The organism is Helicobacter saguini, from assembly GCF_000762875.2.
GTDB classification, from domain to species: domain Bacteria; phylum Campylobacterota; class Campylobacteria; order Campylobacterales; family Helicobacteraceae; genus Helicobacter_A; species Helicobacter_A saguini.
On sequence record NZ_JRMP02000009.1, the window covers coordinates 1 to 23870 of the forward strand.

At 36.6% G+C, this 23870-nt stretch carries 21 protein-coding genes and 1 tRNA gene; 3 read left to right on the forward strand and 19 right to left on the reverse strand.

Going from position 1 to position 23870, the window contains the following annotated elements:
* Nucleotides 1–263 precede the first annotated feature (263 nt).
* The 16 genes from LS64_RS06510 to LS64_RS06590 all read right to left on the reverse strand — a co-directional run bounded on the left by LS64_RS06510 (nt 264) and on the right by LS64_RS06590 (nt 18158).
* The gene (locus tag LS64_RS06510; RefSeq protein WP_034572289.1) at nt 264–1415 is read right to left on the reverse strand and encodes a BspA family leucine-rich repeat surface protein; all 1152 of its coding nucleotides are present in this window, start codon (nt 1413–1415) and stop codon (nt 264–266) included.
* A gap of 62 nt (nt 1416–1477) precedes the next feature.
* Nucleotides 1478–1852, reverse strand: a complete 375-nt coding sequence (gene atpC / locus LS64_RS06515; protein ID WP_034572286.1) for an ATP synthase F1 subunit epsilon — start codon at nt 1850–1852, stop codon at nt 1478–1480.
* Nucleotides 1853–2430: 578 nt separating this feature from the next.
* The gene (atpD, locus tag LS64_RS06520) at nt 2431–3843 is read right to left on the reverse strand and encodes a F0F1 ATP synthase subunit beta (protein WP_034572284.1); all 1413 of its coding nucleotides are present in this window, start codon (nt 3841–3843) and stop codon (nt 2431–2433) included.
* A gap of 32 nt (nt 3844–3875) precedes the next feature.
* Nucleotides 3876–4778, reverse strand: coding sequence for an ATP synthase F1 subunit gamma (atpG, locus tag LS64_RS06525; RefSeq protein WP_034572282.1), 903 nt, complete (start codon nt 4776–4778; stop codon nt 3876–3878).
* Nucleotides 4779–4797: 19 nt separating this feature from the next.
* Nucleotides 4798–6315 (reverse strand): F0F1 ATP synthase subunit alpha, encoded by a 1518-nt coding sequence (gene atpA, locus LS64_RS06530; RefSeq protein WP_034572280.1) that lies wholly within the window; start codon nt 6313–6315, stop codon nt 4798–4800.
* Between the two features lie 21 nt (nt 6316–6336).
* On the reverse strand, nt 6337–6876 hold the full coding sequence (locus tag LS64_RS06535; RefSeq protein WP_034572278.1) for a F0F1 ATP synthase subunit delta: 540 nt from the start codon (nt 6874–6876) through the stop codon (nt 6337–6339).
* Complete coding sequence (locus LS64_RS06540) at nt 6877–7407, reverse strand: F0F1 ATP synthase subunit B family protein (RefSeq protein WP_034572276.1); 531 nt, start codon at nt 7405–7407, stop codon at nt 6877–6879.
* Between the two features lie 31 nt (nt 7408–7438).
* Nucleotides 7439–7864 (reverse strand): F0F1 ATP synthase subunit B family protein, encoded by a 426-nt coding sequence (locus LS64_RS06545; protein ID WP_034572275.1) that lies wholly within the window; start codon nt 7862–7864, stop codon nt 7439–7441.
* Between the two features lie 182 nt (nt 7865–8046).
* A complete protein-coding gene (locus LS64_RS06550; protein WP_052062520.1) occupies nt 8047–9273 on the reverse strand; it encodes a ParB/RepB/Spo0J family partition protein in 1227 nt (408 codons plus the stop codon).
* 405 nt (nt 9274–9678) lie between these two features.
* On the reverse strand, nt 9679–11112 hold the full coding sequence (locus LS64_RS06560; protein WP_034572272.1) for an NADH-quinone oxidoreductase subunit N: 1434 nt from the start codon (nt 11110–11112) through the stop codon (nt 9679–9681).
* Nucleotides 11102–13450: a complex I subunit 4 family protein gene (locus LS64_RS06565; protein ID WP_118949132.1), complete on the reverse strand. Its 2349-nt coding sequence runs from the start codon at nt 13448–13450 to the stop codon at nt 11102–11104. Before LS64_RS06565 ends, LS64_RS06560 begins: the two co-directional genes overlap by 11 nt.
* 9 nt (nt 13451–13459) lie before the next feature.
* Nucleotides 13460–15337, reverse strand: coding sequence for an NADH-quinone oxidoreductase subunit L (gene nuoL / locus LS64_RS06570; RefSeq protein ID WP_052062450.1), 1878 nt, complete (start codon nt 15335–15337; stop codon nt 13460–13462).
* Between the two features lie 3 nt (nt 15338–15340).
* On the reverse strand, nt 15341–16204 hold the full coding sequence (locus LS64_RS06575; protein WP_118949133.1) for a hypothetical protein: 864 nt from the start codon (nt 16202–16204) through the stop codon (nt 15341–15343).
* A 3-nt stretch (nt 16205–16207) separates the two neighbouring features.
* Nucleotides 16208–16510 (reverse strand): NADH-quinone oxidoreductase subunit NuoK, encoded by a 303-nt coding sequence (nuoK, locus tag LS64_RS06580; protein WP_034572382.1) that lies wholly within the window; start codon nt 16508–16510, stop codon nt 16208–16210.
* On the reverse strand, nt 16511–17242 hold the full coding sequence (locus LS64_RS06585; RefSeq protein ID WP_064773722.1) for an NADH-quinone oxidoreductase subunit J: 732 nt from the start codon (nt 17240–17242) through the stop codon (nt 16511–16513).
* Nucleotides 17235–18158: a hypothetical protein gene (locus LS64_RS06590; RefSeq protein WP_034572390.1), complete on the reverse strand. Its 924-nt coding sequence runs from the start codon at nt 18156–18158 to the stop codon at nt 17235–17237. The genes LS64_RS06585 and LS64_RS06590 overlap by 8 nt, the downstream gene beginning before the upstream one ends.
* Before the next feature lie 280 nt (nt 18159–18438).
* Here LS64_RS06590 and LS64_RS06595 point away from each other — a divergent pair, with 280 nt between their 5' ends.
* On the forward strand, nt 18439–19503 hold the full coding sequence (locus tag LS64_RS06595; protein ID WP_034572392.1) for a hypothetical protein: 1065 nt from the start codon (nt 18439–18441) through the stop codon (nt 19501–19503).
* 152 nt (nt 19504–19655) lie between these two features.
* Nucleotides 19656–19746 (forward strand) — tRNA-Ser (locus LS64_RS06600).
* A 25-nt stretch (nt 19747–19771) separates the two neighbouring features.
* Here LS64_RS06600 and LS64_RS06605 read toward each other — a convergent pair.
* A complete protein-coding gene (locus tag LS64_RS06605; protein WP_034572395.1) occupies nt 19772–20278 on the reverse strand; it encodes a hypothetical protein in 507 nt (168 codons plus the stop codon).
* 124 nt (nt 20279–20402) lie between these two features.
* Between LS64_RS06605 and LS64_RS06610 the strand changes: the two genes are divergently transcribed.
* Nucleotides 20403–20804 carry a Fur family transcriptional regulator gene (locus tag LS64_RS06610; protein ID WP_034572398.1) on the forward strand — a complete coding sequence of 134 codons (402 nt, stop codon included), beginning with the start codon at nt 20403–20405 and terminating at the stop codon, nt 20802–20804.
* Between the two features lie 50 nt (nt 20805–20854).
* On the opposite strand, the gene LS64_RS06615 is transcribed toward LS64_RS06610, so the two are convergent.
* Together LS64_RS06615 and LS64_RS06620 are read right to left on the reverse strand one after the other, a co-directional pair.
* On the reverse strand, nt 20855–23335 hold the full coding sequence (locus tag LS64_RS06615) for an ATP-dependent helicase (RefSeq protein ID WP_052062527.1): 2481 nt from the start codon (nt 23333–23335) through the stop codon (nt 20855–20857).
* A gap of 6 nt (nt 23336–23341) precedes the next feature.
* Nucleotides 23342–23866 (reverse strand): CinA family protein, encoded by a 525-nt coding sequence (locus LS64_RS06620; RefSeq protein ID WP_052062528.1) that lies wholly within the window; start codon nt 23864–23866, stop codon nt 23342–23344.
* Between the last annotated feature and the right edge of the window lie 4 nt (nt 23867–23870).

Below are 23870 nucleotides of genomic sequence, written 5' to 3' on the forward strand. Positions count from 1 at the left end.
CAATTTAAAAGACATAAATCAAAAAAAGAAATGTGATTATATAGAATCTAAACTGAATCTATCCTTAAATTCCACAAAAATTCACAAATTTTTTACAAATATTTTAAAAAAACTATAAATTTTTAGAATTAAAAATAAATGAAATTAACAATTAGTGATTAAAAAGTTATAAATAGATTATAAAATTACAAACTATATTGTACAATCAAAAAAGTTTTTATATTAAAATGAAAATACAAAATTTATTAAATATCTTTGATAATTTAACTTCTATCCAAATACCACTTTGGTAGGATTTTTTCATTACCCTCTTTGTCGCCCAAAATTTGATTTGTATAGTAAAAGGCGTCTTTAATGTTGCAGACTTTTGGGAGTTTCTTACCCCAAGATTCTAAAGCCTTTAATAACTTAGAATCTAGTGCAATTTGCGTGTGCATAAACATTCCACTAATATTTTCCACGCGCCCCACATCCCACATCGACACATCTTGTTTAAATTCACCAGCACAAAACATCTGCTCCATATTTTTCACACGTCCCACATTCCAGCTATCCAAAGGCTTATTAAACTCACTTAGCGAAAACATATACTGCATTTGCTCCACACAGCCCACATCCCACGCATTCAAAGGGCGATTAAAAAACGTGTGCATAAACATCATATTCATATCCCTAACGCGGCTAACATCCCAGCTGCTAATATCCACATTCATCGCGCTATACGCAAACATACCGCTCATATTTTCGACCCGCGATACATCCCAAGTCTCTAGCCCAGCGTAGTTTCGCCGCTTTTTATCATAGTAAAAAAGATGGCTCATATCTGTGATTTCACTCGTATTAATTTCGGCTAGATTTGCATGGGGATTTTTTATTAGCATTCGCAGTTGCCAAGTCTGCATGGGGCGGTATTTCCCATCAATTTTTGCTGCCTTTTTATACCACTTTGCAAGGGTGCTTTTCGCACTCTGCATAGGGCTATTTTTAAAGACATCATTCGCGCTCAAAAGATTATTAAATTTCCACGCATTTAGATTCTGTTTGAAACTACTTGCGCCACTAAACATCTCGCTAATATGCCGCACATTTGCGACATTCCACGCGCCTAAATCGTGGTTAAAACGCACTGCATTTTGAAACATATACTGCATTTGCGTCACGCGGCTAACATCCCAAGATTCTAAATTTTCATTAAAAGTGTGGCAATTTTCAAACATCCTTTGCATATCGGTTACATTTTTTGTATCCCAAGATTCTATACCGCTAAAATCCACTCTCTTAGAATCTGCAAAAAGGTTGCTTAAATCCGTGATTTTACTAATATCAATCTCGCCTAGATTTATGTTTTCATTACTAACTAAGGCTTTTAATTCATCTTTACTCTGCGGGGCGCGTTTGGAAGCTTTAGGAATCATTGAGATATTTAGCCTTATTTACAGAAATTATATAAAAAACATTTATGAAATTGACAGGTCATTTATAATTCGTCGATTTTGCGGAGGGCGCCGGCGATTATGGCGGTGTCGCTGCTGGCGGCTTCAAGTAGGGCTTTTGCCTCTTCTAGCGCTTTGCCTACTTGACCTTTGCCATCGCCTCGCACGCACACTGCGCCATCGGCTAAAACGCTTACTTTATTATGACTAATTGAGACATGTCCCCAGTTTATTGCGACTAAGTCGTGGGTTTTTTCACCGTGAATGTCAATTACGCCTGCTTGCAAAAGTGCCAACATATCGCAATGTCCGGACAATACGCCAAACTCGCCGTCTTTGCCTGGGAAATAAACGCTTGTAACCTTGCCATTAAAGATTTCACCATAAGGTGTTACTATGTCTAGTTGAAAATCTTGCATTTTTTATCCTTTATTTTAGAATCTAGATTCTAATTGCTTTTAACCTTTGGGCTTTGTGATAGATAGAATCTAGATTCTAATCCATAAACGCCACTTGCTACCTTTTTGATTTTAATCTATTCCTACCAAACCACTCTTTTTGAGATGTAAAATCAAAAAAGTAGCAAGTGGCTTACATCAAAATTATAGAATATAGATTCTATATATTATTCTAAAGTTCGCCACCGCCCTTTATGTGATGGATAGAATTTAGATTCTAATCAAACGCACATTCTGCCCTTTTGAATTATAATCTATTCCCACCCTGCCACACCCTTTTTGTAAAATTATAATTCAAAAGGGCAGAATGTGCTTAATCTAAAACATTTGTATAAGAACATAGAATCTAGATTCTAATCTTTTAGCTTTACCTAAAGTTTTACCCTTTTTTAAGATAGTGGATAGAATCTAGATTCTAGTATTTTGACTATATTTTGCAAAAACCTTTTACCTTGCGACGTGAGACTAGACTTAAGACGTCTGTCGCAACTAGCAAGGTAAAAGTTTTTGCAAAGGATATGCGGAAGACGAATCTCTTACTATTTTCCGCTATTTTTCATATCCTCTGCTTTTTGTATCACCTCTTGAATGTTACCTACCATATAAAAGGCGTTTTCAGGGATATGGTCGTATTTGCCTTCCAAAATGCCCTTAAAGCCCTCTAAAGTCTCTTGCAAACTTACATATTTGCCCGGACTACCTGTGAAAACTTCGGCAACGAAAAATGGCTGTGATAAAAACTTCTCAATTTTTCTAGCACGCTCCACGACACGTTTATCCTCTTCGCTCAATTCATCCATACCTAAAAGTGCGATAATATCTTGCAAATCTTTGTATTTTTGCAACACTTGCTGAATGCCTGTCGCGACCTTGTAATGCTCCTCGCCTACTACTTGCGGGTCTAAGATTCTAGATGTAGAATCTAGTGGGTCTACCGCTGGGTAAATCCCTTTTTCAGCAATCTTTCTATTCAAAACGGTTTTTGCATCAAGGTGTGAGAAAACAGACGCTGGAGCAGGGTCAGTTAAGTCATCGGCTGGGACATATACCGCTTGAACCGAAGTAATTGAGCCTTTCTTAGTCGATGTGATACGCTCTTGCAATTTGCCCATTTCACTAGCAAGTGTTGGCTGATAACCAACTGCCGATGGAATCCTACCTAAAAGTGCCGACATTTCCGCACCAGATTGCGCATAGCGGAAAATATTATCAATAAACATTAGCACATCTAAGCCCTTTTCGTCACGGAAATATTCAGCCATTGTTAGCCCCGTGAAAGCAATCCTATTTCTAGCACCCGGTGGTTCATTCATCTGCCCATAACACAAGGCAACTTTATCCAAAACGCCACTTTCTTTCATCTCGTGGTAAAGGTCATTCCCTTCCCTTGTCCTTTCACCAACGCCGGCAAATACGGAGTATCCGCTATGTTTATACGCCACATTGTGAATAAGCTCCATAATAACAACGGTCTTACCAACGCCAGCACCACCAAATAGTCCAACCTTACCACCTTTAGAATACGGTGCAAGTAAATCAACGACCTTAATGCCTGTCTCAAACATCTCAGTTTTCGTGCTTTGATTATCAAAGCTTGGGGCTTCTCTGTGGATAGGCCATTTTAGACTCGCATTTACAGGCTCACCATCATCGACCACCTCGCCGATAACATTAAAGATTCTACCCAAGACCGCTTCGCCAACAGGCACCTCAATCATAACGCCACGCGCACTAACTTCTTGCCCACGCGTTAAGCCCTCAGTCATATCCATAGCAATGGTTCGCACTACATTATCGCCCAAATGCGCGGCGACTTCCAAAACCAAGTGCTTTTTCTCGCTCTCAAAAGTGTAATGCACATCAAGGGCTTCATTAATATCAGGCAAATATCCATCAAACTCAACATCTACGACAGGTCCCATAACCTGCGTGATTTTACCTATTTTACTCATACTTTTATCTCCTTTTCTTAGAATCTAATTTGTTACTTCATGGCTTCCACGCCAGCATTGATTTCGACTAGCTCGGTTGTGATGGCTTCTTGCCGCGCCTTGTTATACGAAATAGTAAGGCTACGCACTAGCTCTGTGGCGTTATTTGTAGCGGCGTCCATAGCCTGCATTCTTGCACTATGCTCGGCTGCCAAAGAATCCACAAGGGCATAATACATATTATACTCAACATATTTTTTTGCCAACTCATCCAAAATCGTAGTTTCCTCATCTTCAGGCGAAATATTTAACACATCAGCGACATTATCATCTTTCACATTGCTTAAATCTGGGACAAGTGGTAGAATCTTAACGCTTTTTAGCTCCTGCGAAATTAGATTCTTAAAACCATTGTGAATAATGATTACTTCGTGCGTCTTGCCTTCCAAAAAGTCATTTACAGCTGCGCCGATAAAATCGCTACTACGCTCATAATTTGGCACAGAACTTAAGTCCGTAATGCTATCTTCAAGTTTAATATTATTAAACGCAAAAAACGCATTTCCCTTTTTGCCAACGCAGCGAAAACGCGCCGTAATGCCCTTTTGTTGATACTCATTCCTAAGTCGCAAAACCTCTTTCATCGTAATGCTATTAAAGCCGCCGCACAAGCCCTTATCCGCCGTAACAAACACAATATCCACGATTTTTACATCATGAGAATCTGTGTCGTGAAAATACTTGCTATCAAGGTTATTTAGCCCGCTGTGCTTAATTCGCTGCATCATATCATAAAAGACTTCATTTAGCTTATCCGCAAAAGCTCGCGCACGCCTAGCCATTTCCTCTGCTTTTTTAAGCTTAGAAGTGGATACTAGCTTCATAGCTCTCGTTGTTTTCTTAGTGTTATTCACACTAGAAATCTTTTTCCTAATCTCTTTCAATCCATTTGCCATAAAAAAACCTTATATGCAACTAAACTGCAAAACTCGCCTGATACTCACTAAGCGCCTTATTCAAAGTCGCCTCAATCTCTTTATCCAAAGCCTTTTTAGTCCTAATATCTTCAAAAAGTTTAGGATATTTCGCCTCGATAAATGGATACAAGCCATTCTCAAATTCCACTACTTTACTAGCTGGAATATCATCTAAGAATCCTTTAGCACCAGCATAAATTATCGTTACTTGCTTTTCAATAGCTAGCGGACTATATGGTCGCTGTTTTAATACCTCAACCATTTTTTGCCCACGCTCTAGCTGCTTTCTACTTGTTTCATCCAAATCACTTGCAAATTGCGCAAAAGCCTGAAGCTCCCTAAATTGCGCTAAGTCAAGTCGCAAAGTCCCTGCTACTTGCTTCGTGGCTTTAATTTGAGCAGCACCACCAACACGAGAAACTGACAAGCCAACATTAATTGCCGGGCGAATACCAGAATAAAATAAGTCAGTCTCAAGGAAAATCTGCCCATCAGTAATCGAAATAACATTCGTAGGAATATACGCAGAAACATCCCCAGCCTGTGTTTCAATAATAGGTAACGCGGTAAGTGACCCAGCCCCTAGCTCATCACTAAGCTTAGCAGCCCTTTCAAGCAAACGAGAGTGTATATAGAAAACATCCCCAGGGAATGCTTCACGTCCGGGCGGTCGGCGTAAAATCAAGCTCATCTCACGATAAGCCACAGCGTGTTTTGTCAAGTCATCATAAATGATTAGTGCGTGCTTACCATTATCTCTAAAATACTCACCGATTGTAACGCCTGAGTATGGTGCTAGATATTGCATAGCCGCAGATGCTGAAGCGGACGCATTTACCACAACGGTGTATTCCATAGCGCCATGCTCTTCTAGCTTTCGCACGACTTGAGCCACAGTAGATTCTTTTTGACCGATGGCTACATAGATACAAAATACGCCTTGTCCTTTTTGATTGATTATAGAATCTATTGCAACGGTGGTCTTTCCTGTTTGTCTATCGCCGATAATTAGCTCTCTTTGTCCGCGACCGATAGGCACAAGCGCATCAATTGCCTTTAAACCTGTTTGCAATGGCTCATGCACACTTTTTCGCTGCATTATCCCAGGGGCTTTTTGCTCGATAAATCTAAACTCCGCTGCTTCAATAGCACCCTTTCCATCAAGTGGCTCTCCAACGGTATTAATAACGCGCCCGATAACGCCATTACCCACAGGGATTTTCATAAGGCGATTCAAACGCTTAACGGTAGTGCCTTCCTTAATGCCCTTGCCATTACCAAGCACAACGATACCGACACTGCCCTCCTCAAGATTCAATGCCAAGCCCTTCTCACCTGTATCAAACTCGACCATTTCATAAGACATAACATCATTTAGCCCATACACTTTAGCCACGCCATCTGCGTAGCTAGTTACTTTCCCTACTTGAGAAATATCGATTTGCAAATCGAAACTCTCAATTTTCTCCTTAATAATCGAGCTAATCTCTTCTGGCTTTAACTTTGCTGTAACCATTTGCGTTTCCTTTCTTTTAGATTAAATTGCTTTTAAGATAGAATCTTGCAACTCATGCAAAAACTTATCTCGTAAAAATATCACTTCATACCCTAAATCTGGCACTTCAAGTCGTATGCCATCAAGTGAAGTATCAATTTTTTGCGTGATTTTTAAAGTCGTATTAAGCTTTTTACCAAGCTTATTTCCTATCGTTTTGATAGAATCTTCACTAATATTTTCCTTAAAATAAAGCGTGGCGGAATACTCATTTTTCTTAGAATCTATTAGCCTTTTTAGCTCTAAACTCAAAAATGGTAAAAGCGAGATTCTATCATTTTGCACCAAAATTTCTAGCAATCTCTCACCATTTTTATTTAGCTTTTTGGTGGTAAAAGATTTCAATAATTCTAACTTTTTAGCCCTTGAAATTATATGCGAATACACAATCGCGCTAAACTTTGGCACATAAAACGCCTTGCTAATCTCATCAAAATATTCATAACATTCATTTAAACCATTAGAATCTACTAGCTTTTCTAAGGCTCTTGCATACTTTTTCGCTATCACATTTTCTTGCATTTACGCCACCTTTTTCTCTAATATGCTAACATAATCTTTAGAATCTATCTTAAGCGTAGGGCTATTAAAGCTCTCATTTAAAATCTCATTTACAATCTGCTTTTGAAACAAACGCTCTTGAAACTCCATCGCTTCCTCATTTGCCTTAATCATACTAGCCACTTGCTCTTTTGTCTTTTCTTCGATTCGTTGGGCTGCCATTGCGGCTTCTTGCTTGGCAATTTTTAGTGTTTCAGCCACTTGCTTATTCGTATCTTTCAATCTTTGCTGTGCTTTTTCTTTTTTATGGCGAGATTCTTGCAATTTGGCTTGAGTTTGGCTTAGCTTATCGCTTATAGTTTGTGAGCGATGCTTAAGAGTCGCTTTAATCTTATCAGCGACTAAATACCACATTAACGCCACAAAAATCACAAAGTTTATCACACGTTGAAAAATATCAGTTTCCGCGATATTTAGCGGCTTATGCTCCGCACCAAAAAGAATGCCGCTAAACATAGCAAAAACGCCCAAAATTAAGACAATGTAACGCATATTTTTCCTTTTCCTTAAATTTTTTTAGAATCTAAATCTGCTTAATTTTTGTAACTAATAAAGATTCTATATCGCCCAAACTTGCCTTTATATCGGCTTTCATAGCTTCTTTATTCGCTTCTAATTTTGCTAAAAACGCATCCATTTTTTCTTTATTTTCACTTTGAATCTTTTCAATTTTAATAGCGGCGGCTTCCTTTGCCTTGCTAATTTCAGCTTCTTTTAACGCGTAGGCTTCATTTTTTGCCTTTGTTAGAATCTCTTTTATCTCTTTTTCAATCTGCTCACTTTGGCTATCATCGCTACTTACAAGCTCCAAATCCTTGCTAACCTTCTTTTCACGCTCATCCATATACGAAATCAGCGGAACAAACACAAACTTATTTAGCAAAAACATCGTTATTAAAAAAACAACAAAGACAAGTAGCATAATCTTGGGATTTGGTATGATTTCCATGTGTGTCCTTTTGCGTTTAAATCGTGTAACTTAACTCGCGTTAAAATTAAATAAAGTAGTATTGTAGCAAATTTATCTTTTTGTTGCAATAAAAATTACAAAAAAGAATATAAAAATAACAAAATAAACACAAAAAATATAACAATGTAATATATTAATATCTTAATTTTACGCCTAAAAAGTTAGCTTTTTTGTAACTTATCAATGATTTTATCTATTGTAGAATGACTATCAAATTTAAGTATCAAGCAATTGTTACTAATAGTAGCACTTGCCCCATTTTTTGCCAAAATCTCGCTTAAAACTTGCAAAGATTGCGTCATTTTAGAATCTATTTTGCCCTTAGATTCTATATTTCCTTTAGAATCTTGTGTGCTATCAACACCTTTAGATTCTATAAAATCATTAGAATCTTGCGTATTTTGCGCACTTTTAAGCCCATTAGATTCTATATTAGAATCCACTTTAGAATCTTCACTAAAATTAGGGCGATTTTTCATCCTTGAGACCATTTTTTCAGTATCTCGCACATTTAGATTCTGCCCTAAAATGCTATCAATAGCGACTTTTTCATCACTTCCACTTAAGCCTACTAACGCCCTTGCATGTCCTTGTGAAAGCTTCCCTTGCACGACCAAAGTTTGTGCTTCCTTACTAAGCTCAAGCAAACGAAGCGTATTTGTAATCACCACACGCGACTTACTTAGCCGCTCTCCTAGCTTTTCATGCGTTAGATTATGCTCTTTAATTAAGGCTTCATAACATAACGCAAGCTCAATCGCATTCAAATCACGCCGCTGAATATTCTCAATTAACGCCAACTCACGCAGCCTGTAAGTCTCCACATCAATAATTATACATTCAATTTGACTTTCCCCAAGCAACTTTATAGCGCGTAGCCGCCGCTCCCCAGCGACCAAAATATACTCATTAGATTCTATAGAATCTTGCTTAAAATCCACACCAAAATCTTTAGAATCACTTTCAAAATATCCTTTAAAATCCCCCCTTTTTTTCTTAGAATCTTTAGTAGAATCTCCCTTAAAATCCCCTTTAGAATCTAACCTAGAATTTTCCCTAGAATTAGCAGAATCTAATCCATAATTTTCTTTAGAATCTTCTTTAGAATCCCCCCCAAAATCCCTTTTAACCCCCCTAGATTCCATACTTAACACAATTATAGGCTGCAAAAGTCCATGCTCTTTTATAGAATCTGCTAACTCCTTTAGCCCATCTTCATCAAACTCAAGTCGCGGCTGCATAGGATTTGGCTTAATGCGATTTATATCCAAACTCACCACGCGTTTAGAACTAGCACCATCCACGCTATCAAACGCCCGATTATACACATCATTAATATCGCCCAAAAGCTCGCCCAAGCCCATATTCAACGCCCGTTTCTTCGCCATTTCCTAATCCTTACATGTTTAGATTCCATATTTCACAACTTTTTTATGTAAAATTTTGCTTTAAGATTCCATAATCTCACATTACCATAATTTTAGAATCTAAATTTTACTTATCAAAAACAAAATAATGGAATAAATATAACCTAAATCCTATAAATTAATTTTATAAGCAAAAATTTTAAATCCTTTATGAGTCTTATAAATAAGATAAATACATATTTTTATTAAACAAGAACTTAAAAAGTTTTAAAAGCAATTTTACCATAGTTTTAAAGGTTTGTTTAATCCATAAATTTCAAATAATAAAGTCATTGTTTTTTGGGAATCCTAAAAGTCAATATAAATAATACTAAATTTAATCTTAAGTATTTTTATATTGATATTAAAACGTGTTCTACTAAATTTTTACACAATATCAAAAAGGTGGGGGACAAGGAAGGCGGAAGTTAGCACTAAAAAGGTGCAAATAACGATAATGACGCGGATTAGAATCGTGCTATTATCAATATATTCTTGCGTGTTTGGCTTTGGGGTTTTGAAATACATTGCCACAGGGAGCTTCAAATAATAGCACACGGCTATCGCGCTATTTAACATCATTACAAATGCTAACGCGATTTCATTGCTACTTAAAGCCGCCGTGATAACAAAAATCTTACCCCAAAAGATAGAAAATGGCGGTATTCCAGCCAAGGCAATCATAAAAAATGCCAGAGCCAACGCCACAATAGGACGAGCCTTAGCCAAGCCATAGAATCTATCAAAGCTATAATCAAAGCGGCTATTTAGCTCACGCGGCATAAGACACCATAAAAGCGCAAACGCACCAAGATTTGTAATAAAAAATAGCACCCAGTAAATAATTAGCGTATCAAAATTATTCAAATAAATACAAGCCAACGCAAAGCCAGAGTGCGAAATCGAGCTAAATGCAAGCATTCGCTTTACATCCTTTTGCAACAACGCGGCGATATTTGGCAGTGTGATACTAATCATTAGCAAAATCTTAAAAAGCTTATCAAAATAAGAATTGTTAGAATCTACGCTAAAAATCGGGCTAAAAATCGCATAAAATACGATAAATCCAGCAATTTTTGGCACGACAGAGATAAAACCTGCAAGCATAGGAGAGCTACCCTCATAAATATCAGGCATCCAGCTGTGCCACGGGACCAAAGAAACCTTAAAACCAACACCAGCAAGGATAAACATCGCCCCGCTCATCGCAATGATATTCGCACTAATGCTATCAAAATGAGAACTATACGCAAACACCTGCATAGGAAAATCCAAATCAAAACTCCCACTATACAAATACAAAAGCATAATCCCAACAAGCAAAAACATACTAGCAAGCGCGCTTGAGACAAAATACTTTATCCCAGCCTCAATGCCAAAAAGGCGTCTTGAAAATGCCATTAACGCGCAAAGCGGCAAAGAGCCGATTTCTAAGCCAAGCAGCATAACAATAAAATTATCCGCGCAAATCATAATTAAAAAGCCAGAGAGTGAAAAAAGATAAAGCGGATAAAATTCCTGCGTTTGCAATCCTACGAAACGATAACGCGAAAAACTAAGGAAAATAAAGCAAAGTCCGCTAAGCAATATTAGAATCTCGCCTATGTAAATAATGCGTGGAATGCTAGTTGAGTGTGCTAGACTAAAGGTAAAAAGCAGGGCAAATGCGATAAAAATGCTACATAACGCAATGCTATTGCTACGCGAGAAATGCCGCGCGAATGCGTTTGAAAGTAGCACGACAATCGCACCCAAAACCAAAATCATAGAAGGCGCGTAAATATAAAAATATTGAAAAAAGTCAAATTCACTAGATTGCATATTTAGCTCCTTTTTCTATAAAAATAGGGTGGTTGGTGGGCGATAGGAATATAGAATCTTTGTTTTTATAGAATCTAGATTCTATATTCACTAATTTCATAAAATTTTTAGAATCTACTTTGTTATCCACGTTTTTTGTTTCGCTTCGCGAATTGACAAAATCGCTAGATTCTATGTTGTTTTCTTTTATTTTAGAATCTTTGCACTCCACACGTTCGCAAGGGGGGACAAGGGTGGCTTGAATTTGCAAGCTCGTCTCCCCCTTACCCCCCCAAGCCATAGAATCTTTGCCCCCAAACCCCCCGACAACGCTCCGCGTATTTGTTTTCGTTTGGTTATTTTCCAAATTTAGATTCTGTGTTTTCATAGCGTTTTGAGATTTTTCGCTCCGCGAATTTATAGAATCTAAGTTAGTATATTCAGTGTTGTGATAGAATCTAGATTCTATATTTGCTAACTTTATAGAATCTTTGTTTTTAAACTCTTCAGTTATGGATTGCTTCGCTACACTCGCAATGACGTTTTTAGATTCCATAAAATCTAATTTACTTTGTGTGTCGTAGAAATCATCATAAAAATCCCACTCTTTAAATTGAAAAATATCATAATCATCGTTAGAATCTAAAATGTTAGAATCTAGATTCTGTAAATTATTAGAATCTTTAGATTCCAAAGCCTTTAATTCTTTCATTAACTCTTGTTTTAACAACTCTTTTTCCGCATCATTTAATGGAATCTCTTCTCCATTAAACTCAATAGAATCTCGCCCTATAAACTGCTCCACATTTAAAGGCGCAATAAGACCGCCATTGACTTTCAATAAGTGTGTTTTGCTACTTGATTCTACACTTAAGGCTAACATTGATGAAACAAGTTGTTGCGCGCTAACTTGCGTATAATTTAAAATCGCATTAGGATAGATTCCAAACGCCACAATAGCCGCTGCAATGGGCGTAATGCTAAGATATTCCCTAAAATTTAAATCTTTAAGACTGCTTAGAATCTTGCTATCTTTACTATTTATATAGCTTTCTTTATTATAAAAAATATTTTTAAAAAGATAAAGCATATAACTTGCCGAGATAATCAAGGTAGTCCCAGCCAACGCCGTCAATACAGGCGAAGTAGCAAAAAAGCCATAAAGTGATAAAAACTCACCCACAAAGCCGATAGTCAAAGGCAGCCCAACATTTGATAACATCACCAAAGCAAAGAAAAATGCGTAATGTGGCATAACATGAGCTACTGAGCCAAAATCGGCTATATGACGAGTATTTGTGCGATAATATAGCATACCAGCTAGTATGAAAAGTCCAGCACTTGTGATACCGTGAGCTACCATCATAAAGATTGCGCCAGAGATTCCATCGGCATTAAAGCTAAAGATTCCAAGTAGGACAATTCCCATGTGTGAAATGGAGCTATATGCAATTACGCGTTTTATATCCTTTTGCTTAAAGGCGATAATTCCAGCATAAACGACCATAATCACGGCTAGGACGCTTACGACAGGCATATAATACACACACGCATCAGGGAAAATCGGTAGCACGAAACGCAATAGGGCAAACGTTCCCATTTTGCTTAAAAGAGCGGATAGCATAACGCTACCAAGCGTTGGAGCTTCGGTATAAATATGTGGTAGCCACGTGTGCAATGGGACGATGGGAATCTTAACCATTATGCTAATAAAAAAGCCTAAAAATAGCCAAAGCTGCGTTTCAAATGGAATGATTACTTCGCTACTTCGCCAGATGAAAAAATCAAAGCTAAAAATGCCTATTTGCGTGTAGCACAAATAGCCCATATAAAGTATTGCCATTAGCATAAGTAGCGAGCTTGCGAATGTATAAACGAAAAATTTAAGCCCTATATAGATTCTATTACCGCTTCCCCAAACGCCTACCATGTATAATACAGGGATTAAAGCGAGTTCCCAAAATACATAAAAAAGTATTGCATTTGAGCTTAAAAATAGCCCCATTAAAATGCCTTCAAGCGATAAAAGACAGGCTACAAAAGGCTTTGCATCATCGCTTCGTTTTAAGAATACACAAGCTATAAAAATGATAAATGCGGTTAGTATCACCAAAAATAGCGAGATTCCATCCACATACACAGAGTAGTTTATCCCCAAAGATTCCATAATAAAAAACTTGTGATAAAACTGCACATCTACCACATTAGAATCATAATTGCACCACAAAAATAGCACCATTAAAAGCTCAATAAGACTAATGATTCTACCAAATCGCTTCGCCCCACCATCATCAAATAAAAAAATAAAAAGCGTGGCTACCAAAGGAGTCGCAATAATCAATGTCAAAATATATTCCATACCTAACTCCTATATCGCAATAAAATACACCAAAGTAATCACTAAAAGTGCGACTAGCCCAAAGCTCATAAGGCGTAGCATCGAGCTTAGATTCCCATTTTGCAATGGTTTTAAGCAATAGCTTAAGACAAGGAAAAGTCGCGCTATAGAATCTACAATCTTATCAATAAAGCCCATATCAATAAAATGATATAAAAACTCGCTTAAATATGCGTATGGCTTTACAAACAAGATTCTATAAAGTTTAGGAATGTAGTATTCATTTATAAGAATCTTATATAAAAAGTTATGATTTTTAGAATCTCTAAAGCCACCAGCATACATTTTCCACGCTAAAGCTATAGATATTAGAACTAATAAAAGTGTAATAGCAATAAGTGCGTAAATATTATCAATATGGATATTTATCGGCACTAGCACGGCGTTTAGGAAAGATTCAAAACTTGAGTGAAACATACCAGCAATCACGGCTAAAATGGCTAAGGGCGTCATTGCGTATATCATAACGCGACTTGCTTCATGTGGATGGATAGAATCTTCATAAGCCTTTGGCGCGAAAAATACTAAGAAAAATAATCTAAAGCTATAAAAGGCAGTACAAGCCGCTCCAAAAAGTAATACAGCGTAAATCACAAATTCATGCTGTGCAAATGCTACTTCTAGTATCTTATCTTTTGAGTAATATCCTGCAAGGGGCGGTATTCCACAAAGGGCGAGTGAGCCTATCGCCATAAATATCATAGTGATTTTCAAAGGCTTTTTTAACGCGCCCATTTTGGTAATATCAAGCTTATCATTCATTGCGTGCATTACATTTCCAGCACTTAAAAATAATAGCGATTTAAAAAATGCGTGTGTAAAAAGGTGGAATAATGCTATCCAGTAAGCGCCAAGCCCTGCTGCGACAAACATATATCCTAGTTGGCTTAAGGTCGAGTAGGCGATAATGCGTTTTAAATCCTTATTTACAATCGCCATAAGACTTGCAAAAATTGCCACAAATGCACCCAGAGCCGCTACAAAGTAGGCTACGTGCGGAGCTAACTCATAAATAGGAGCAAGGCGAATGACTAAATACACTCCAGCAGTAACCATTGTCGCGGCGTGAATTAAAGCTGATACAGGCGTAGGTCCTTCCATCGCATTTGCTAACCAAGTATGGAGCGGAAATTGAGCCGATTTTCCCATCGCACCGATAAATAGTAAAATCGCTATCCAGTTTATAATGTTTTCACTAGGTGGATTAGTCGCTAACGCCGTAAATATATCGCTATAATTTAGCGAGCCAAGTGAGTAATATACTAAAAAGATTCCAAGTAGCATTCCTAAATCGGCAATCCTATTCATTACAAACGCTTCGATACTAGCGGCATTTGCGGACTTTCTATCATACCAAAATCCTATCAAAAGATAAGAGCAAGTCCCAACGCCCTCCCAGCCGATAAATAGCACGAGCAAATTATCGCCGCCAACGAGCAATAACATCGAAAACACAAAGCCACCAAGATATGCAAAAAAGCGATTAAAGCTTTTGTCATGAGCCATATAACCGATAGAGTAAAAATGCACCATAGCTGAAACCAAAGTCACAACAACAATCATTACGGCATTAATCCTATCAAACATAAAAGATAGCGAAACCTGAAACTGCCCAGTGTTAATAAAATCCCACAAAATAACATGAAAGCTACCCACATCACTGCAGATTAAAATAAGCGTTAGGGCGATAGCACACACAAGGCTAAGGCTAATTAAAATGCTACAAATATAGCCTAAAGCAATTGAGCGTTTGCTAGTCGCCTTAAACCCAGCAAGTAGGGCAGAAATCAAAGGCAGAAAAATCGTTGCAAGTAGTAACTTTTCTTTATATAAAATTAGCAAATCCATAACTTAGCCTTTCATATTTATTTTAATAGGGTGGTGGGTGGGCGATAGGTTTATAGAATCTATTTTTTTAGATTCCATAATTTTAAAATCTTGTTTAGAATCTTTTGCGTTTTTAGATTCTATAGAATCTAGTTTTCTAAAGTTGCTATTTTTTAACAAATCATTTTCAGATTCTATTTTTCCAAATTCTCTATTTTTCAACAAAACGTTGTTTGTTTCATTTTTACACATTGCGCAAAAAAGTGCAAATCCCCCACCCCGCGCCCCCTTTGCAAAAAAAAGCAGCCGCTTTTTTTTCTTAAAGGGGGCGAGCCCCGCTAATCTGTCGCTTTGCAAAAAAAGCGGCGAATGCACTTCTGCATTCGCTTTTTCGCTTTTTTCGCACTGCGCGACAGGCGGGCTCACAAGGTTCGTGCTTCGCACGTCTCTATTTAATGTCAAGCTATCGCTTGACGTTTTTATTCGTTTGTTTTTAGAATCTAATTTCTCTTTTTTAGATTCTATGTTTTTTATGGAATCTTTGCTGTCATTGCGAGAAAATTCGCAAGAATTTTCGTGGCAATCCACACTTTTTATAGTTTTAGATTCCATAACTTTTTTAGAATCTAAGTTGGTAGATTCAATACTTTTATAGAATCTAGATTCTATATTTTCATCGACGTTGTTGGCAAAATTCGCAGTTGAAAGATTTGTTTTAATCTTACAAAAGGGTGGCAGAGTGGGAACATGACACAAATTTTGCAGGTGCGAATTTTGCATCAAATAAGATTCTATAATTTCTAATTTTTTAGAATTTAAATTATTAGATTCAATATTTTTATAGAATCTAGATTCCATATTTACTAACTTTTCTATTATAAAACTCATAACCTACCCCTTCATATTATTTAGTGAATCTAAATCTAGCGTTTTATATTTCTTATGCAGTAAAATCACAAGTCCAAGACCGATAGCAACTTCGGCTGCTGCTAATGCAATCACAAATAACGCAATAATTTGCCCACTTAAATCCCCACGATAATAACCGATAGCCACAAACGCCACATTTATCGCATTTAGCATAATCTCAGTCGAAAAAAGCAAAAGCAAAATATTTTTTCGCCGCAAGATTCCATACAAGCCGATACAAAACATAATCGCACTAAAAACAAGATAATGACTTAACGTTACCATTTATTGCTCCTTTTTAGTTTCCATTTCACTTATCGTCTCCACAATAGATTCAGTGATACCTTTAGAATCTATCACCTTTGCTTCCTTAATATCAATGACTTTTGCGCCATCGCTAAAACGCGTCTCAGTGAAACTTGTCTGCGAAATACCAGCGCCACACAAGCCAACATCCAAAGTTTCCAAAGGCAAGTTTGAACGTTTTTTAGAATCTAAGTCCAAATCATCGCCCACATTATAGTCCTGCGGAAACTCCGCCTTATGCGCCCCTAAGCCAATTCCAGCAATCATTGCCATTAAAAGCATAACCGCAGCCGCCTCAAAGGCAATCAAGTAGTCCTTATAAAGCAAGTGCGCTAGGGCATTCGTGCTTAAATCCGCATTGCTTGCAGCCTTAAACCCAGCAAGATTACCCACCGCGATAAACAAGCAAAGTGCCAACGCACCGCAAATACACCACACCAAAAACTGATTGTGAAACTTCTCTTTTATCTCCTTATTAATATCAAAAAACATCATTCCAAACGCATACATAACCACGACCGCGCCGGTATACACTATAATCTGCACCACGCCTAAAAAGTCCGCTGAAAGCAAGAAAAAAAAGCTAGAAATAAGTATCATACCAAAGGCGAGCGCGCTTAGTGCGTAAAGAATGTTATTTGACATTACAACGACCAAAAAGGCGCATAAACTTAAAAACGCGAATGTATAAAAAGCTATTAATTCAAACATTTTTTCTCCTTAAAGCTATGATATTTGTAACTTTAGATTCTATAAAATTATTATAGTGGGTGGGTATTAGATTAGAATCTATCTTAGATTCTATACCATAAATAGGGTGGTGGGTGGGCGATAGGTCATTAAAAGCGAAAATTATAGAATCTTTAGAATCCAGCCCTTTAGATTCTATAAAATTTTTCTCTCTACTCAAAGCAATAATAGATTCTAACTTCACTAACTTTTTAGAATCTAAATTATTAGATTCAGTATTTTTATAGAATCTAGATTCTATATTTTCTAACATATTGTTTGTGAGCGAAACACTATTTATAGAATCCACAGAATCTAGCCTTTTAGATTCTATAAAATCCACATTTTTAAAATTAGATTCTATAGAATCTTTAGAATCTAGCCATAACGCAAACGCCCTAGAATCTGCACTCATAGACTGCTTATTATTAGAATCTCTTTTAGGATTTTTCGCCTTTTCTTGCTCCATTTTTTTTAACGCTTCGCAATCATTTTTAAGCATCGCCCTAATATCGCTATCAAAAAATAAAAATTCTCCACTACTATAAAGATAATGCGAATACAAATTTAGCCCATTAATCACCGCCAAATCCGCATCACTAAGCCGCTCAAGGGTATAACAAATCTCCTTATAAATATTCCTCGCAATATCAGGGCTATCCGCTGGTATGTTATAATCCATATCAATCGCCCTTGCCACAAGATTATACGCGATAAACATATCATAATTCACCCCGATAAAGTAGCAAATCTCCGCCTTTAAGCCCTTTTGCTCGCATATCGCTTGAGAGACATAATCAGTGATATAATTTTTCGTTTCACTCGCATTTTCCTTAGAATCCAAAGCAAAACCAGATTCCATAAATATAAATAAAAAAACAAAGATTCTAAACGCCATTTCTAAAATTCCTAAAAACATTTTTAACAAACAACTAAGGCTAAAAAATATCGCAAAACTTAATAGCCAAAAATACTCTAAATAAAATCTTTATTTTATCATTTTATTCGCATTTTATTTTCAAAATGCTAATTTTTTTACATTTATTATTTCCAAGTGTAGAATTTTTTAACACTTTTGTAACATTATAAACTTTTTAGACTTTGATTATTAAAAAAATCTTAAAGTTTCTCCACTACAATTAACCTTATACAAAGTCGGCATAAAAAAGGTATAAGATTTGAAAAAGTTACTTATTTTATTATTTTTAGTGATAATTAATTACATATTTGCTAATACTTGTAAATTTGATAAAACGCAAAAAGAAAAGGGAATAAAGATTCTAAAAGAAGTTGGCATTTATACAAAAAGCGATTTTGAAGGCGAGATACAGGCAATTAAGCCTGTGATAGAATCTATGCTTGATAAAGCGGTGAATTTTCGCGGTGTGGAAAGCCAAAATGGATACTTTTTTGACGCTCAAACTCATTATGATGTTAGCAAACTTAAAAATTTAGATTCTATAATTTTCCTTGCCAAAAATAAAAAAAGTGCCTTTGCACTGGCGTTTATCTATCAAATGAGTGCGTTTGATGTTGGGGAGACTTGCAAGGAGTGCAAGGTGTTAATAAGTGAGAATCTGGATGTGGATTTTAGTGAATTTGCAAAATTTATGGCGAATGAAATCTCACTTGAAAATATCAAAAATACTAATTTTAATCTTAAAAAGTTATATATTTTAGAATCTAGTGCGATTATGGGCGAAGCCTTGCTCTGCGATGGGCTAGAGACTAATGATACACAAAAACTGCTTGTGGCTTACGCGTATTTTAGCCTTGCAGGACGGAGTGAAAGGGCGTTAGATACGCTACTTGAAGGTGTTAAACGCAATGATAAAAATGCTGGGATTACGCTAAATTATCTGCTAAATAATGGGATTTTTACGCCAAAAAACCTTGTGGCTGCAAAAATGCTAGAGCGCGAAATCGCTAAAGATAGCGTGGCGGCGGCGTTAAACAACCAAATGATTACAAAAAATCTTAAAACTTTTAGTTTGTCGAGTAACGCAAATATCGTTGATTATATGCTTTACTGGCGGCTTGTGGAGACTGGGAAAATACTTGATTTGCAAGATTCTAAATATGAAAATCTGGGCGAAAATAATAAAAAAGATATACAAGAAAATATCGCTAAAATGCTTAGCTACACGAATAAAAAACGTGCTTTAAGCATAGAATCTCGCGGCAAAAATGACAAGATTCTATATAACAAAATAACGGATTTTATTAAGAGTGAAAAGTTATAAACCAAAAACATAAAACTGTGTAATATAAGGCATCCTAATTAACAAGAAATATTGCCAATCAATCAGCATAAATAAATTACAATTTTCCACAACTTTAAGTTATATTTAAACTTTAACATTGTATAATTATTGTTTTTCATTTTGATAATTTTGGACAGGTGGGTGAGTTGGCTGAAACCACGTCCCTGCTAAGGACGCGTAGTCGCAAGATTACCGAGGGTTCGAATCCCTCCCTGTCCGCCATTAAACAATAAAAATTCCAAAAAATCTAATTATTTCCCCCATACAATACTTTCCTTTCAATGATTCCATCAATGCCGATGTGCGTGTCGCTATCATCCATAGAATCATTTGGCATACGCATAAATGATAGCTCTTCAATCGCCTGATAGGAGCTAACCACCGCTAGAATCTTCATATCCAAAAGATAAAAATTTGCGATATTTTGCAAGGTCGCAAGCATATCATCATGCCGCCCCTTAATAAAATCGCCATCATCACGCTCAATCATAAAGTAGCTAGCGCCCAAATCAGCAAACATAAGCAGCGAAGTCTTAAGCAAATTAAACCGCCCAAGATTATTAGAATCTAGCAAAACAGCGAACTTTATCTCATTATCACGCAACTTTTTAGCCAGCAAAAAATAAGATTCTAAACTCTGCGTATCACTCAAGCGAAAAAAAATAAAAACATCGCTACTAACGCTATTACACTCATTAAAATCACTAATTTCTTTGAATTTCTGCTCAGTTGTAAAACTGCTAAAAATCACCATAAAATGTCCTTAAAATACACAAAATTTGCAAAAATTACCGCAAAAAACACAATAATTATTTTTACTTAACAATTATATTATAGAATCATAAACGCAATTATTTATATTTATTTAAGGAAAAGTTATGAATTTTGAAAAGGAACTAAAGGCAAAGCGGCTCAAGGTCACGCCGCAGCGGCTCGCCATTTTGCGCGAGATTGAGAGCAAGGGGCATACCACGATTGAGGGCATTTATGAGAATATTTTGGAGAATTATCCATCCACTTCGCTTACGACTATTTATAAAAATGTAACGATTATGTGCGAGAGCGACATCTTAAGCGAGGTCAAAGCCCCAGGCTACAAGCAACGATATGAAATAAAACAGCAAAAGCACGTCCATGTAATGTGTGAAAAGTGCGGAAAATTGCAAGATTTATACATAAATTATTCTAATTTACAGAATGAATGCGAGGCGATGAGCGGATATAAATTAGATTCTTTATCGGCGGTTTTTACAGGTGTTTGCAGCGAGTGTAGGGAATAAGATTCTAAAAAAATTTAAATTTTTTATTAAAATTAGTTCTCAGTAATTATTTAATGTTTCTTAATTATCAATCCGGCTTCGTAAAGAAAGATTGATGGGGTGTAAGTGATGTCTTTTCCCGTGTCATTATGGGCGAAAGATAGAAATAAATACTCTTTTGCACGCGTGGTGGCGACATAGAATAAACGCCGTTCTTCTTCGATACTACCGCCCTTTGCGACAAGTTTTAGGTTTGGGAATCGCCCTTGCATTAAATCAATCACAAACACACAGCGAAACTCCAAGCCCTTACTAGCGTGAATACTCAAAAGATTAACCCCGCTACCCTCGCCAAACTCGCTACTGCCTAGCACCATCGCATTGATAAAGCCGCGTAAATCCTTGTAATTTTTGCTTAAATTATGCAAAATGGCAAGGCGTTGCTCAAGCTGCGTCTTTTTATTCTCAAAAAGCGTAGAATCTATGCTGCCATCCTTATTTTTGCTTCGCTCATTTAATAAAGATTCTAAAAATTTGCTAAAAAGACGCGTTTTTATAATTTTCTCAATCAAATTTGAAGGCTGCGAAATGCCCATAGAATCGGTATAAAGCGTGTAAAAATCATTAAAAAAAATCGCAGATTCTATATTTATTTTACTGTGAGCTAAAAGCGGATGCGATTTAAAACCATCACTTAAAATATTATCAAATCGCGACCTATTATCATTCATAAGACTATCGCCAAAAAGCCCTACACCAGCATTTGTCACACCCTTTTTATAACACTCAATCTTTGTATTTGGCTTTAAGATTCCATCACGCAAATTCCCAGCCCCAAGCAGATTCAGTGCTTCAAAAATCTCTTTTGCAATGCTATTTCCTATGCCCTTTGCATGCGAAAAAACGTGGATATAGCTCATCATATCACGCGAATTTGCCAAAATATTGATAAGACAAAGCAGAAATTCAATCTCTTTTGTATCAAAAAAGTTCGTGCTGCCCTTTCTTTTGCTAGCAATTCCTAAGGCTTTCAAAGACGCTTCAAGCCCATCAGCACTGCTATTATTGCGATAAATTACCGCCATATCATTAAATTGAATGCTATATTTTTCGTGTAAATCAAAAATAATTCTTGCTATGCTAGAATATTGAGAATACAAATCATCATACTCCAAAAGTCGTGGCTTAAACGCACTTTGCGTATTTACAACCTGCAGTTTTTTAGGGTAAATGCGCGGATTATTTTCAATGACCTTGTTTGCCAAGTCCAAAATGTGCTGCGTGCTGCGGTAGTTTTTCTCAAGCGTAAAGACTTTCGCATCCTTGTAAGTCGCGGTGAAATTCGTAATAATGCTAATATCCGCGCCATTAAAGGCATAAATGCTCTGGTCATAATCGCCAACGCAAAATAGGCTACGTGGGGCAATTGCGTGGATTATAGAATCTTGCAAGGGGTTCGTATCTTGATATTCATCGCAAAGCACTTCGATGTAACTAATTTCATTAGAAAGTTTCATTTTTTGTAACTCTTCGCGGAAAAAAAGCAGCAAATCGTTGTAATCAGCATAGCCATATTCGCGTTTCAATTTTGTAAATTCATCAAAAATGTATTCGTAAGTGTCGATGTAAGGCTCTTGGTGCGGATTTTTTTCTTTTAGCCAAGTTGCGAAATCCTGCGTGGTGGTGGAGTTTTGAAAAAGTGAAAATGTGTCGTATAAATATTGATAGCCATAAGGCAATTTATTTTTGCGTGTATCTTTTTCGCTAGATTCTATGGAATCTGTAAAATTATGATTTTTGGAATCTAGATTCTGTGAAATATTAGAATCTTGTTTTGTATGGAATCTAGATTCTATATTTTGTTTAGAATCTTTGTTGGTGTTGAATCTAGATTCTATGTTTTCTTTGGAAACTTTGTTGGTTTTAGATTTTGTTGTGGTGTTCCTCCCTCCCTTGCGGAGGGGGGTTAGGGGGGTGGGTACTTTGACTTTGTTAGAATCTTGTGCGTTTTTAGAATCCATTTGAGTAGTTTGGTTTTCCACTTTATTGATGGTCTTTACCCACCCCCCGACCCCCTCCGCAAGGGAGGGGGAGTTCGCACCTTTATAATCTGTAACTTTAGATTCTATAAAGTTAGCATTTTTAGAATCTACACTAGATTCAAGAGAAGCATTAAAACTAGCAAAGCTAAACTTTTCATACACACTTTTAAATAAAATTCGCAATTCACGCGGACTTTTTAATAGAATCTTTTGCCGCTCACGCAGGGTTTTATACGCCACGCTATGAAAAGTCCCAGCAGTAATCTGCCCTGCGATTTCACTCCCAAAAATCTTTGCCACACGCGAAATCATCTCGCTTGACGCCTTATTTGTGAATGTCAAAAGCAAAATCTCACTAGGCTTAATGCCACGACTAAGCAATGTGCAAATGCGCCCCACAATAGTCGAAGTTTTCCCAGTCCCAGCAGATGCAATGACTAGATTATGCCCAAGAGCCGCATCACACGCCATTTTTTGCTCATCATTTAAATTATCCAAATAACTTTTCATTGTTGCTTACTTTAATATAGAATCTAGATTTTGAAGTAAAAAATCTAATGAATTTAAACAAGCTTGTTGTTGTACTAAATTTCTTGTATTAACTTCTATAATCTTATGATCTTGTAAATTTTCCAAATAATTTTTACTCAAAAAATATGCTTTTTCATTAATTAAAACGCAGGTGAAAACCAAACCAGCAGGGAGTTTCAAAAAGTTATCGCTGCTTGTATCATCTGTGGCTAGACCGCTTGTGGCAATGGCAATTTGCGTGTTAAAAAGCCCTGCTACGCCGCGTGCCATCGCTTCCACGCATTCATTTGAATATACGCTAAAAGTTTCAAAAATGCTAGCTTTTACGCCTAAAAGTTTCATTTTAGATTCTATACAATAAGTTGTCACACCGCCTTTATACACGCTACTTGCGCCATTTATGGATGTTAAAAGATAGCTTAAATATCCGCCTGTGCAAGATTCTGCTACGCTAATTTTTAAGCCATTTTGTTCTAAAATTTGTAATGTTTTTTCTACTATATTTTCCATATTT

Excerpts from the sequence above, each read along its gene's own strand:
- LS64_RS06510 (WP_034572289.1), bottom strand. The coding sequence starts at position 1,415 with ATGATTCCTAAAGCTTCCAAACGCGCCCCGCAGAGTAAAGATGAATTA.
- atpC (WP_034572286.1), bottom strand. The coding sequence starts at position 1,852 with ATGCAAGATTTTCAACTAGACATAGTAACACCTTATGGTGAAATCTTT.
- atpD (WP_034572284.1), bottom strand. The coding sequence starts at position 3,843 with ATGAGTAAAATAGGTAAAATCACGCAGGTTATGGGACCTGTCGTAGAT.
- atpG (WP_034572282.1), bottom strand. The coding sequence starts at position 4,778 with ATGGCAAATGGATTGAAAGAGATTAGGAAAAAGATTTCTAGTGTGAAT.
- atpA (WP_034572280.1), bottom strand. The coding sequence starts at position 6,315 with ATGGTTACAGCAAAGTTAAAGCCAGAAGAGATTAGCTCGATTATTAAG.
- LS64_RS06535 (WP_034572278.1), bottom strand. The coding sequence starts at position 6,876 with ATGCAAGAAAATGTGATAGCGAAAAAGTATGCAAGAGCCTTAGAAAAG.
- LS64_RS06540 (WP_034572276.1), bottom strand. The coding sequence starts at position 7,407 with ATGCGTTACATTGTCTTAATTTTGGGCGTTTTTGCTATGTTTAGCGGC.
- LS64_RS06545 (WP_034572275.1), bottom strand. The coding sequence starts at position 7,864 with ATGGAAATCATACCAAATCCCAAGATTATGCTACTTGTCTTTGTTGTT.
- LS64_RS06550 (WP_052062520.1), bottom strand. The coding sequence starts at position 9,273 with ATGGCGAAGAAACGGGCGTTGAATATGGGCTTGGGCGAGCTTTTGGGC.
- LS64_RS06560 (WP_034572272.1), bottom strand. The coding sequence starts at position 11,112 with ATGCAATCTAGTGAATTTGACTTTTTTCAATATTTTTATATTTACGCG.
- LS64_RS06565 (WP_118949132.1), bottom strand. The coding sequence starts at position 13,450 with ATGGAATATATTTTGACATTGATTATTGCGACTCCTTTGGTAGCCACG.
- nuoL (WP_052062450.1), bottom strand. The coding sequence starts at position 15,337 with ATGGATTTGCTAATTTTATATAAAGAAAAGTTACTACTTGCAACGATT.
- LS64_RS06575 (WP_118949133.1), bottom strand. The coding sequence starts at position 16,204 with ATGAGTTTTATAATAGAAAAGTTAGTAAATATGGAATCTAGATTCTAT.
- nuoK (WP_034572382.1), bottom strand. The coding sequence starts at position 16,510 with ATGGTAACGTTAAGTCATTATCTTGTTTTTAGTGCGATTATGTTTTGT.
- LS64_RS06585 (WP_064773722.1), bottom strand. The coding sequence starts at position 17,242 with ATGTTTGAATTAATAGCTTTTTATACATTCGCGTTTTTAAGTTTATGC.
- LS64_RS06590 (WP_034572390.1), bottom strand. The coding sequence starts at position 18,158 with ATGGCGTTTAGAATCTTTGTTTTTTTATTTATATTTATGGAATCTGGT.
- LS64_RS06605 (WP_034572395.1), bottom strand. The coding sequence starts at position 20,278 with ATGGTGATTTTTAGCAGTTTTACAACTGAGCAGAAATTCAAAGAAATT.
- LS64_RS06610 (WP_034572398.1), top strand. The coding sequence starts at position 20,403 with ATGAATTTTGAAAAGGAACTAAAGGCAAAGCGGCTCAAGGTCACGCCG.
- LS64_RS06615 (WP_052062527.1), bottom strand. The coding sequence starts at position 23,335 with ATGAAAAGTTATTTGGATAATTTAAATGATGAGCAAAAAATGGCGTGT.
- LS64_RS06620 (WP_052062528.1), bottom strand. The coding sequence starts at position 23,866 with ATGGAAAATATAGTAGAAAAAACATTACAAATTTTAGAACAAAATGGC.